The organism is Paenibacillus arenilitoris (assembly GCF_014705655.1).
GTDB classification, from domain to species: domain Bacteria; phylum Bacillota; class Bacilli; order Paenibacillales; family Paenibacillaceae; genus Pristimantibacillus; species Pristimantibacillus arenilitoris.
Map to the genome: position 1 here is coordinate 121,880 of NZ_JACXIY010000024.1, position 11,983 is coordinate 133,862.

The following is an 11,983-nucleotide window of genomic DNA, read 5'->3' on the forward strand; positions in this document are numbered from 1 at the left end:
CGAATTCGCTTTGGAACAATTCAGACTTCCCAAAATCCCGATGCCTGAGCTTGCGCTTCCGCAAGCCGTCCTGGACGTGCTGGCGGAGGCGGAGCAGAAGCTGGCCCACCGGCCGAAGCTGCTTAAGCAATTCAAGAACTGTTTTCCGAATACGCTGGAAACGACGACGAAGCTGATGGACGACGGCACGACCTTCGTCATCACGGGAGATATTCCGGCGCTATGGCTGCGGGATTCCGTCGAGCAGGTCATCCATTACGTGCCGCTGGCGAAGCACGACGCCGGCCTGCAGCGCATCATCGGCGGCTTGATCAAGCGGCATATCCGGTACGTGCTGATCGACCCCTACGCGAACGCGTTCAATGAATCGGCGAACGACTGGCATTGGAACACGACGGACGAGACGGACATGTCCCCGTGGGTATGGGAGCGCAAATTCGAGATCGATTCGCTCTGCTTCGTCGTAAGGCTTGCTTATCTGTACTGGAAGGAAACCGAGCGGACCGATATTTTCGACGCCGGCTTCAAGCAGGCGATGCGCGCGATCATCGAGCTGTTCAAGACGGAGCAGCGCCATTTCGAGCAATCGCCGTACCGGTTTACGCGTAATAACGGCATTCCGACCGACTCGCTACGCAACAAGGGCCTCGGCATGCCGGTCAACTACACGGGCATGGTCTGGTCGGGCTTCCGCTCGAGCGACGACGCCTGCGACTTCCATTACAACATCCCGGGCAACATGTTCGCCGTCGTCAGCCTGCGCCAGATGCAGGAATTCGCCGAATGGGTATTCCGCGACATGGACATGCTGGCGGAGCTTAAGGAGCTCGAGGCCGACATCGACCACGGCATCCAGTTGTACGGCGTTTACCGCCATCCCGAGTTCGGTCCGATCTACGCGTACGAGACGGACGGCTTCGGCAATTACTGCCTGATGGACGACGCCGGCACGCCCGGCCTCATGTCGATCCCTTACCTCGGCTACGTGACGGCCGACGACGAGGTGTATCGGAATACGAGACGGTTCGCGCTCAGCAAGGAAAATCCGTTCTATTATGAAGGCAAAGCGGCGAAGGGCATCGGCAGCCCGCATACGCCGCCGGGCTACATCTGGCATATGGCGCTGTCCATGCAAGGATTGACGGCGCAGACGAACGAAGAGAAGCTGGCGATGATCGCCATGCTGGAGTCGACGGACGCGGACACGGGCTTCATGCACGAAGGCTTCCATGCGGACGATCCGGCCGTATTCACGAGAAGCTGGTTCGCGTGGTCGAACAGCCTGTTCTCGCAGCTCGTGTACCGGGCGATGAAGGACGGGCTGCTATGAGCGGCTCCGTGATTCTGTTCGCCGATCCGCGGTTTCCGGGCGGCGAAGCGCTGGAAGCGGCGCTGCCGGCGCTTGCCGGGATCGGCAAGGTCGTCGGCGCGGCGGAGCTGGCCGAGACGCTTGAGGGAGCCGAGGGCGGCAGCTTCGTCAATTTGCACGCCCCGTATTTTCCGAAGTCCGCCTGGCCGGCCATTCTCGATTATTTGAGCCGGGGCGGCGGCCTCGTCAGCGTCGGCGGCGCGCCGTTCAAGCGCCCCGTCCGGCTGGAAGACGGGCAATGGACGGCGGAAGCGGAGCAGACCGCTTATCACCAGCAGCTGCATGTTCACGAGACGCTGCGGGTGAAGGGCGACCGGGTAGATCGGTACCGGGCATCGGAGAACATTCCGCTGCTGGTTGGCCAAGAGGCGCTGCTTCCGGTATCGGATACGTGGAATTTGGTGCCGCATGTGACGAAGAGCAGCGACCTGCCGCATCAGATGGGCTCTTCCGGCCCGATGGACACGCGGGTGTACCCGCTCGTGAAGGGCATTAGCGCGGAGGGCCGCGAAGTGTCGGCTCCCGTCGTCCTGTGGGAGCATATCGGCGGACCGTTCGCCGGCGGACGGTGGCTATTCGTAGGCCAGCCGTTCGCCGTGGATTTCTGGACACGCGGCGGCGCGGAGCAGCTTGCGAAGTGGGCGAGCTTCGCCGGCAAGGGTGTAACGGAGCTGTGGCTGAAGCCAGGCTACGCCACGTACGAGAGCGGGGAGCGTGCGCAGCTGACGCTGCAGACCCAGCGGCTTGGACGCAGCCGGGCTTCTTCCGCCACCGAGACATGGTCGTTCTCGCTGTCCGTGCGGCGCGAGGGCGATGCTTCGGCCTCGGCGCTATGGACGAAGGAATGGCGGGAGCAAGTAACGGGCGAGCTGAATCTGATCCGCATTCCGGTTCCGCTCGAGCTGGAAGCCGGCTTGTACCGGATCGAATGCCGTGCGGTCGGTCCTGACGGCGAGATCCGCGTGCTGAAGCAGGGCTTCTGGGGCATGGATGCGGCGCTGCTGAAGCAGGGTACGCCGATCAGTGCGGGACGCGACTTTTTCATCAAGGACGGACGTCCCTTCCCGGTCGTCGGCATGACGTACATGACCTCCGACGTGGCGCGCAAGTTCCTGTTCCTGCCGAACGCGGACGTCTGGGACCGCGACATGGCGCAGATGAAGAAGGCGGGCATCAATTGGATCCGCACCGGCATCTGGACGGCTTACCGGAACATCATGCAGGTGGACGGCCACGCCTCCGAAGAGGTGCTGCGGGCGATCGACGCGTTCGTGCTGACCGCGAAGCGCCACGATCTGCAATTGACGTTCACGTTCTTCTCCTTCACGCCGGAGCCGTGGGAAGGGCTTAACCCTTACCTCGATCCGCGCAGCGTGGAAGCGCAGAAGCGCTTCATTCGCTCCATCGTCTCTCGCCACCGCCAGACGGCGAATATCGACTGGGATCTGATCAACGAGCCGTCGATGTTCGATCCGGCGCAAATTTTCTCGGAAGGCCCGCGGTCTTGCCGCGACCCGTTCGAGCAAGCCGCTTTCTCGGAATGGCTGGCGAAGCGCCACGGCTCGATCGAGCTGCTTCAGGAGCGTTGGAACATGTCGCCGGCGCAGCTGCCGGACTTCGCGTCCGCGAAGCCGCCGGAGGCGGAGGAAATCAACTTCAGCGTACAGGATATCCATTCCGGGAAGAAAGGAACGCGCTGGCTCGATTATGTGTTGTTCTCGATGGAGATGCATAATCGATGGGCGAAGCAGCTGCGGGATACGATCAAGGAGCTGTGCCCGGATCATCTCGTGACCGTCGGCCAGGACGAAGCGCTCGGGGCGCAGCGTCCTTCGCCGTTCTTCTACGAGGAAGCGGTCGATTACACGACGGTGCATTCCTGGTGGTTCAACGATTATTTGCTGTGGGACGGCATCTTCGCCAAGACGGCGAACAAGCCGAACCTTATTCAAGAGACGGGCATCATGTACGTCGAGACGCCGGACGGCCGGGCGAAGCGCTCGGAGGAGGAGCTGCGCGCGCTGCTGGAGCGCAAGTACGCGTACGCCTACGCGACCGGCGGGGCGGGCGCGGTCCAGTGGATCTGGAACACGAACTTCTACATGGATAACGCCAACGAATCGCAGATCGGCGCGCTGCGCGCGGACGGCACCGAGAAGCCGGAGGCGGACGTTTCTTACGATTTCGGCCGCTTCATGGGCGAGATCGGCGGCATGCTGGGCGACCGGAAGCTCGAAGATATCGCGGTCGTCTTCCCGTATTCGAACGATTTCTCGAACCGGAAGCTGGCATTCGACGCGACGACGAAGCTGACGCGGGCGCTCGCTTACGAGCTGAACCTGCCGTTCCGGGCCGTCTCCGAGTATCACCTCGGCGACCTGGAAGCGCAGCCGGCGAAGCTCATCATTCTGCCGAGCGCGCACAACGTCGACGACGAGGCGCTGCGGCAGCTGATCGCGACGGCGGAACGCACCGGCGCGGTGCTGCTCGTGACGGGCGCGCTGCGGCTCGACGCGTATTGGCATGAGACGGAGCGTCTCGCGCCGCTCGTCGGCAAGACCGAGCTGCGCAACGTGCAGCGCGAGGAGCTGCTGCAGCTGGCAGGCGAAGCGCTGCCGGTCTCGTTCGGCCATCGCCGGATCGCCGAAGCGGTGAAGGAAGTGCGTCTCGGCGCCGTGTCTGCGGACGGCGGCTTCGGGACGTCCGTCGCGGACATTCCGCTCGGCAAGGGGCGCCTCATCTGGTGTCCGCTGCCGATCGAATTGAACGAGCGGATCGAGCCGCTCGCGAAGCTGTACCGCCATGCGGCGGAGGCGGCGGGCGCTTGCAGCGGGCTCGAATGGCTCGCGGGCGGCGGGCTGTCCGGCGTCTACGGCCGGAAGCTGAGCTACGAGGACGGCTTCTTGTACATTTTCGTATCCGAATTCGCTTGGGACGCGGACGTCGCCGTGAAGGATAACGAGACGGGAACGACGTATTCCTTTGTTGTGGAGAAGGAACGCTCCGTCTTGTTCGCGGCGGACCGCACGGGACGCGTGACGTCCGTATACCGGCCGAACGAGGTCGCGATAACCGCTGACAAGAACGAAGCTTAAGGCTTAAGAGGAGGCTGGCAGGAGCATGGCGAAACGGAAACAACGAACGGCTCATATTATTTCCCATACCCACTGGGACCGGGAATGGTATTTGCCATACGAGAAGCATCACGTCCGGCTGGTGAAGCTGGTCGACGCATTGCTGGACAAGCTGGACCGCGACCCGGATTTCAAAAGCTTCTATATGGACGGGCAGACGATCATCCTGGAGGATTATCTGCAGGTGCGGCCCGAGCAGCGGGAGCGCCTGGAGAAGCATATCCGGGACGGGCGCATCGTCATCGGCCCTTGGTATATTTTGCAGGACGCGTTCCTGACGAGCGGCGAGGCGAACGTGCGCAACATGCAGATCGGACATCAGGACGCGGCGAAATACGGCAGCCCGGCGAAAATCGGCTATTTCCCCGACACGTTCGGCCTCGTCGGGCAGACGCCGCAGCTCATGCTGCAGTCGGGCATTACGAACGCGTTCTTCGGGCGCGGGGTGAAGCCGACCGGCTTCAATAACACCGTATCGGACGGCGGCTACGAGTCCTCGTTCTCCGAGCTGACGTGGGAAGGGCCGGACGGCTCGAAGGTGCTCGGCATTTTGTTCGCGAACTGGTACTCGAACGGCAACGAGGTTCCGGTAGGCAAGGAAGAGGCGAAGGCGTACTGGGAGCGGAAGCTGGCGGACGCGGAGAAATACGCCTCCACCGGGCAGCTGCTGTTCATGAACGGCTGCGACCACCAGCCGACCCAGCTTGACCTGCCGGAAGCGCTGGCGACGGCGCGGGAGCTGTATCCGGACACCGAATTCGTGCACTCGAATTTCATCGATTATTTGGCCGAGCTCGAGAAGGCGATGGACCATGAGCTGTCCACCGTCAAGGGCGAGCTGCGGAGCCAGCGGACGGACGGCTGGGGGACGCTGGTCAACACCGCGTCGGCCCGCGTCTACTTGAAGCAGATGAACCAGCAGGGCCAGGTCATGCTGGAGAAGGTGGCGGAGCCGCTCGCGGCGTTTGCCCATCTGCTCGGGCAGGACTATCCGCATGATTTGTTCACCTACGCTTGGAAAACGCTGATGCAGAACCATCCGCACGACAGCATCTGCGGCTGCAGCGTCGACGAGGTGCACCGCGAGATGGTTGCCCGGTTCGACAAGAGCCGGCACGTCGCCGAAAGCATCGTCGACGACAGCAAGACGGCGATCGCCGAAGCGGTCGACACGTCGGCCTTCGCCGGCTTGGGCGACGATCCGCTGCCGCTTCTCGCGATCAATACGTCCGGCTGGGAGCGGACCGGCGTACTGACCGTCGAGCTGGACGCGCGCAGGCTGTACTTCCGCGACGGTTACAAGCTGGAGCAAGCTGCGCAGCTTGTTAAGGAGACGGATCTGTCGGATCGCGTGCTGGTCGATGCGGAAGGTCGGGCCGTTCCCTATACGATGGAGGATCTCGGCCTGCAGTTCGGGTACGACCTGCCGAACGACAAGTTCCGCCAGCCGTACATGTGCCGCAAGGTGAAGCTGACGTTCGAGGCGGCGAACGTGCCGGCGCTCGGGTTGAAGGCTTACGCGTGGGTACGGAACGAGGAGAAGGCCGCCACCGCATCGACGGCTCGCAGTTCGCTGCTCGCGGGCGAGCGCGCCATGGAGAACGAGCGGCTCAAGGTCGAGATCGCGGAAGACGGCTCGTTCGCGCTGACGGACAAAGCAAGCGGCCGCGTGTACCGCGACCTCGGCATCTACGAGGATACCGGCGACATCGGCAACGAGTACATGTACAAGCAGCCGGACGGCGAGGCCGCGCTGACGACCAAAGGCGTGAAGGCTTCCGTCCGCGTGCTCGAGGATACGCCGTACCGCGCCTCGTTCGAAATCGTCCACGAGTGGGCGGTGCCGGCTTCGGCGAGCGATAAGCTGGACGAGGAGCAGCGCGAGCTGATCTACTTCCCGCAGCGCAAGTCGCAGCGGGTGAGCGAGACGGTGCCGATGACGATCCGGACGGTCGTCGCCTTGAACCGCGGCGGCAAGGGCGTAGAGCTCACGGCTTCGTTCGACAACCGGGCGAAGGATCACCGCCTCCGGGCGCTGTTCCCGACCGATCTGGCCGCTTCGACGCACCGCGTCGACTCGATGTTCGAGATCGCGGAGCGTCCGAACGAGCCCGCGCCGGAGTGGACGAATCCGAGCAACGCTCAGCATCAGCAGACGTTCGTCGAAGTGAGCGAAGAGTCCGCAGGACTTGTCGTAGCGAACTTCGGCTTGAACGAGTACGAAGTGCTGCAGGACGGCCGGAATACGATCGCCGTGACGCTGCTGCGCGCGGTCGGCGAGCTGGGCGATTGGGGCTACTTCCCGACGCCGGAAGCGCAGTGCCTGGGCGAGAGCACCGTACGACTTGAAGTTATCCCGCACTCGGGCAACGGCATCGACAGCGGCGCGTACGCGGAAGCTTATCAGTTCCAGGTGCCTTGGCTGTCGGCGCAGACGGGTGTGCACGAAGGCAAGCTCCCAGCCGCTTATTCGCCGGTTTCCTGGGAAGGCCGCGGGCTGGCGTTCTCGTCCATGAAGCTGAACCGCGAGAGCAGCGACGTCATGCTTCGCTGGTACAACATGGGCGCCGATGCGGCGGCGCTGAAGCTCGGCGCGGCGTTCCCGGCGGAGCGCGTCTACGCCAGCGACATCCTGGAGCTGCCCGGCGCCGATAAAGGGCTGGACGCCGAAGGCACGCTCTCGGCGGACGTGAAGCCGTACGAGATCGTCACGCTGGGCATCCGCCCGGCCGCAGCCCGCGCGTAACGCACGGGTAGCCATCGCGTTCAATGTAAAACAGCCGATCGAGGTCAGACCTCGATCGGCTGTTTTTTGCTTGCGAATACAGATGTTTAGCTGTTTGTCCTATATGCAGCCCGCACCTTGGATTCAAGATGAGGGCAGTTTACGCTTCAGATCGTGTACATTGGCCCAGTCCCTCCTCTGATGCCCTACATAACATGTATGGTGCCTTATCGGTTTGTACAGTGTAATAAAACTTATAGGGAGTTGGGATTTGTGAACTTAAAAACAAAGCTTACCGGGCGAGTGGTCTTTAGAGGAGACCCGGGCTATGAAGCGGCACGTAAAAATTGGGATCCCCATACGAACAGATTCCCCAAAGTGTTTGTTTTTGCTCAACGAACACAGGATGTGGCGAACGCCATAAAATGGGCCCGTAAGAATCATGTTCCCATTCGGGCCAGAAGCGGAAGACATGCGCTGGAAACCAATCTTTCACAGGTCAATGGCGGCATTGTCATCGACGTAAGCGAGATGAAGAAAATTAAGCTGAATAGAAAAAAAGGCACGGTTATGGTTGAGACGGGCAATAGAGTGGGAAGAATCGTAAAAGCACTTACCCCTAAAGGGTTTATCGCTCCCTTCGGCGACAGCCCTTCGGTTGGGATCGGCGGAATCACGGCCGGCGGTGGAATCGGGCCGCTCCAGCGGACGATCGGCCTCATCTCCGATAACTTGGTCGCTCTTGAAATGGTTGACGCGAAGGGGAGAGTGATTCGCGCTAATAAAAAACGCAACGCCGATCTCTTGTGGGCTTCCCGCGGCGGGGGCGGCGGTAACTTTGGCATATACACCCGATATAAATTTAAATTGCATCGCGCTCCGGCCAGGGCAACCGTAATACAGATCACCTGGCCGTGGAATCAATTCGAAGAGGTATTCAAAGCTTGGCAGAAATGGGCTCCTTCCGTCGATACCAGACTGGGCACCTATTTGGAAATCGGTCCGAAAAAAGGAGGCAATGTCAGAATGACAGGGCTGTTCCTCGGACCGAGAACGGAGGCCATTCGCCTATTAAGGCCCGTAACGAGCGTCGGCACTCCCACGAAGGAAATCATCCGGTCGCTGCCTTACCCTGAAGCATCGAATTTCTTATTGCCGCCCGATCCGGTGCTTACGCAAAGGTTCAGCAACCAGTTCTCTTCCGGTTTCGCAAGATGTCCGTTCCCCGATAAGGCCATTAAAGACATGCGTAAATTTTTAGAGAAGGCGGAGGGGAATACGCCCGCAGGATTCTTTTTCCTCAACTGGGGCGGGGCTGTAAGTCGCGTCTCTCCTAAAGCAACCGCGTTCTTCTGGCGTAAAGCAAAATTTTATGTGGAATGGAACAGCTCATGGACCAAACAATCCGATGCTGCCAAAAATATCGCCTTGGCTCGCAATTTACGCCGGAAGCTGCAGCCCTTTATCGTAGGGTCCTATATAAACGTCCCGGACCAAGGAATTAAAAACTCCGGGCCGGTCTACTATGGAGCGAACTTCCCTAGACTGCGGAGAGTAAAAGCCAAATATGACCCCAAAAATGTGTTTAACAATCCGCAAAGTATTCCTCCCGCTCGAAGACCCTGTTCACAAAAAAGGAAAAAATGCAGAGTCCCGGTATAGCACTTTCCCGGCATCGGCCGGCCGACTGCCGGCGAGTAGGATTTGGGCGCCAATATCACCCGAATCAATGACAGAACTCATAATACCGTAGATCAGTAAGTTAATCGATCCTGTCTATACAAATCCTGGTAATGAGTGACATTCGATTTGTGCTGTATTCCAACCAAGAGCGGTCTCAAGGTCCATTTCGACCTTTCGAGAACGCTCTTTATATTGTTTTCATTTTGGATTATGACAGTAGCAGATGAAACATCTTATGTTGAACCGGATATTCTGGAAGCTATTTAAGAGGTGTTCGATTCAGCAATTCATATATCGGATGGAATTCGACAGACAATCATGAAACAGCCAACTTTCAGTTTGAAACATTTATTTGGTATATCTCGTCAGAAAACGAAAATTATTTTGAGAGGTGTTTTCATGAAATCGGCAAGCAAACTCATTATATTTTTACTGTTACTTAGTCTGTTCCCGACAAGCCTCTACGCCGCCGACAAATCCAATACGGTAATGACCACGCAGTCAAACAAGACATTTGTTAGAATCAACGATTATTATCTCATCTATACTTATCCGCAAGCGCCGTTTATTGATCAAAACAGACGATTTATGGTACCTCTTCGGGCAGTAGGAGATCTTATGAGCGCAGAAGTCTCTTACGATGCCTCTTCCAAGAAAGCCGGGTTAAAATTTGCCGAACATTCTGTTTCCGTCACAATCGGATCTAAAAAAGCAGAGATCGACGGCAGCTTAGTTCAAATGGACACGGTTCCTCAGCTTATTAAACAATCTGTTTATGTGCCTTTGCGGATTCTTATTCAAGGTTTTAAACTAGAGGTGAACACTACCATTCCGAATGTAATATGGTTGGAAGATGAACGTTAATCTTGAAGAGCTTGAGCAATATGACCCTTTATCACAAATGGCAAGTCACAAATCTGCATTCGCGCCAACGCGTGTAGTAACGAAGACAAGCTCGAATCAAGAAAAAGCTTTGTTGAATTTTTCTGTAAGCGTGAAAAACATATCAGGAACGGATATTGAAGAAGGCAAAGAGGATGCGTCGTTTTTCGTGTTCTGGAATGATTATGCACTGTATGAGAACGATATGTTAAGTCCGCGCAGTCGTGAAAGGGAAAGTCGAAGCGCGGATGAAAACTTTGAGATCACACAGGAGATTGGTACGACGGTTAGCGATGGCCCAGACCGGCTAAGGTACGTCCTAATGTCTGGGCGAGCAAAATAATAGTACGAGCGAAAGCAGTCGAACTCTCTTGGACTGCTTTTTCCGTTCTCAACATATCGGAAGGTTCGTCGAAAACCAAAAATAGGCACATTCCACGGTTCGCTGTATATGCTGATACAAAGCGAAGATTGAGGAGTGGAGTGTCTGTGGCTTTGTTGGAAGGCGTTCACTATATTTACACCGTGAAGCCGGGCGATACTTTGTATGAGATTGCGAACCGTTACGGCAGCACGGTGCAGCTGCTCGAGCAGACGAATGCGCTGTTCGATCCCGTTACCGACCCGGGGCTCATTCACCCGGGGCAGGTGCTCGTGATATCGGAGACGGGGCTCGGGCAGAGATCGGCCGTTTCCTACATGATTAACGCTGGTGACAGCTTGTACACGATCGGAAAACGATTTTCGGCCATCCCCGACTTGCTCGTGGGCCTGAATCCGCTGATCACCGACGCCGACGTCATTTACGCCGGAACCCCGATGGCCGTCCCTGCTTTCATCTACGAAGTCGAGTCCGGGGATTCGTTGTACCGTATCGGCCAAAAATTAGGGGTGCCGATGAAGGAGATCATCCAGGCCAATCGGAATCGTCCGGGCTTCTCGCCCGACGTGCTGTATATCGGGTATCGGCTCATCGTACCGATGCCGTCCTCCAATAACATCGTCGTCTTCCGGCCGCAGCCGGGGGCGCGGATAACGCCGGGCCAAGCGCTCGAGGGCATCGCGCGCGCGTTCGAGGCGACGATCCTGTATCAGGTCGTCGACGACAACGGCGTCGTCGTCACGCGCGAGAAGCATCTGACGACTTCGGCCGGCGCGCCCGAATACGGCAGCTTCTCCGCCGCCATTCTGTTCGACCGGCAGCCTACCGCGGACGGCGGAGAAGTATGGGTCTACGCCCGCAGCGCCATGGACGGGCGCATTATCGACCTCGTACAGGTGAAGGTCGGCTTTTAGAACCGGATGCTGATCGGATCGCCTCCCCGGCGGGCTTTCTCGAGCGGACGTTATATCGGTCCCTGGTTTCCTTTTCTGTGCTCGAACCGCGCATGCCATTCGCCTCCTGCGGCGCAGCCGCAAACCGGCTGCCCCGTAGGCCCCCCATGGCCTCTTGGGGCATTTTTTTTAGCCAATTGAGAATAAATTTCGGTACTAAACAAATTATAGAGATAACGGCCTGTGCTCGAAAGCGAACAGCGCCGAGGGCGTGAATCGACCCGTATATTATTCGCGACAAAAGGCAGTCATACGTAAACGTAATGGAGGGCTTGGGGAAGGTAATGGAAAATTTGCTTTGGAGTATCGCCCTTCCTGGATTCGGTCAAATCCTGAATCGCAAATACGTGAAAGGATTGTTTTTTATTCTTCTTGAGTTCGTCGTCAACGTGAAATCGAACTTCAACGAAGTGATCCTGCTCAGCTTCCATGGGGACATCCAGTCGGCGATCGAGAAGACGGATTATCAATGGCTGCTGTTCTATCCGTGCTTGTACCTGTTCGCGGCCTGGGATGCCTACCGGGATTCGGGAGCGGGGGAGGGGAAGCGCTTTTCGTACCTGCCGTTTATAACGGCGGCTTATTGCGTAACGGTCGGCTTGATCTACTCGACGAAGGTGAAGGTGTTCGGCGTGCTGCTCGGCCCGGTCTGGCTCCCGATGCTGGGCTGCCTCGTCGGCGTTCTTGCCGGACTGTGCTTGCGGCGCGTGCTGCTGATGATGGGGCAACGATGAATGTCCGACAGGCCATCCGGCCATCTACCGGGTGGTTTTTTTTCTACGACGGCACAATCAACGAACAACTGTAACTTGATCCCACTGAGCCTCTAATTGCTGCAGAAAAGTGAGTGGATTG

8 protein-coding genes are annotated in these 11,983 nt (G+C 58.3%); all 8 read left to right on the top strand.

Translation table 11 applies throughout. The annotated features are described in order from the left end of the window. The first annotated feature begins 10 nt into the window (after positions 1 to 10). The 8 genes from IDH41_RS20080 to IDH41_RS20115 all read left to right on the top strand — a co-directional run bounded on the left by IDH41_RS20080 (position 11) and on the right by IDH41_RS20115 (position 11,862). On the top strand, positions 11 to 1,330 hold the full coding sequence (locus IDH41_RS20080) for a glycoside hydrolase family 125 protein (protein ID WP_190864186.1): 1,320 nt from the start codon (positions 11 to 13) through the stop codon (positions 1,328 to 1,330). Continuing rightward, positions 1,327 to 4,464, top strand: a complete 3,138-nt coding sequence (locus tag IDH41_RS20085; RefSeq protein ID WP_190864187.1) for a beta-galactosidase — start codon at positions 1,327 to 1,329, stop codon at positions 4,462 to 4,464. Before IDH41_RS20080 ends, IDH41_RS20085 begins: the two co-directional genes overlap by 4 nt. A 25-nt stretch (positions 4,465 to 4,489) precedes the next feature. Then, positions 4,490 to 7,249: an alpha-mannosidase gene (locus tag IDH41_RS20090; protein ID WP_190864188.1), complete on the top strand. Its 2,760-nt coding sequence runs from the start codon at positions 4,490 to 4,492 to the stop codon at positions 7,247 to 7,249. A gap of 252 nt (positions 7,250 to 7,501) precedes the next feature. Continuing rightward, positions 7,502 to 8,890, top strand: a complete 1,389-nt coding sequence (locus IDH41_RS20095; RefSeq protein ID WP_190864189.1) for an FAD-binding oxidoreductase — start codon at positions 7,502 to 7,504, stop codon at positions 8,888 to 8,890. 420 nt (positions 8,891 to 9,310) lie between these two features. After that, the gene (locus IDH41_RS20100; protein ID WP_190864190.1) at positions 9,311 to 9,775 is read left to right on the top strand and encodes a copper amine oxidase N-terminal domain-containing protein; all 465 of its coding nucleotides are present in this window, start codon (positions 9,311 to 9,313) and stop codon (positions 9,773 to 9,775) included. Then, the gene (locus IDH41_RS20105; protein ID WP_190864192.1) at positions 9,765 to 10,136 is read left to right on the top strand and encodes a hypothetical protein; all 372 of its coding nucleotides are present in this window, start codon (positions 9,765 to 9,767) and stop codon (positions 10,134 to 10,136) included. Before IDH41_RS20100 ends, IDH41_RS20105 begins: the two co-directional genes overlap by 11 nt. A 146-nt stretch (positions 10,137 to 10,282) precedes the next feature. Next, the gene (locus tag IDH41_RS20110) at positions 10,283 to 11,089 is read left to right on the top strand and encodes a LysM peptidoglycan-binding domain-containing protein (RefSeq protein ID WP_190864193.1); all 807 of its coding nucleotides are present in this window, start codon (positions 10,283 to 10,285) and stop codon (positions 11,087 to 11,089) included. 323 nt (positions 11,090 to 11,412) lie between these two features. Continuing rightward, positions 11,413 to 11,862, top strand: a complete 450-nt coding sequence (locus tag IDH41_RS20115; RefSeq protein WP_190864195.1) for a hypothetical protein — start codon at positions 11,413 to 11,415, stop codon at positions 11,860 to 11,862. The last annotated feature ends 121 nt before the right edge of the window (positions 11,863 to 11,983 follow it).

Bases quoted from the DNA above. Each gene is read 5' to 3' on its own strand.
- IDH41_RS20100 (WP_190864190.1), top strand. From the start codon at position 9,311: ATGAAATCGGCAAGCAAACTCATTATATTTTTACTGTTACTTAGTCTG.
- IDH41_RS20115 (WP_190864195.1), top strand. From the start codon at position 11,413: ATGGAAAATTTGCTTTGGAGTATCGCCCTTCCTGGATTCGGTCAAATC.
- IDH41_RS20105 (WP_190864192.1), top strand. From the start codon at position 9,765: ATGAACGTTAATCTTGAAGAGCTTGAGCAATATGACCCTTTATCACAA.
- IDH41_RS20090 (WP_190864188.1), top strand. From the start codon at position 4,490: ATGGCGAAACGGAAACAACGAACGGCTCATATTATTTCCCATACCCAC.
- IDH41_RS20085 (WP_190864187.1), top strand. From the start codon at position 1,327: ATGAGCGGCTCCGTGATTCTGTTCGCCGATCCGCGGTTTCCGGGCGGC.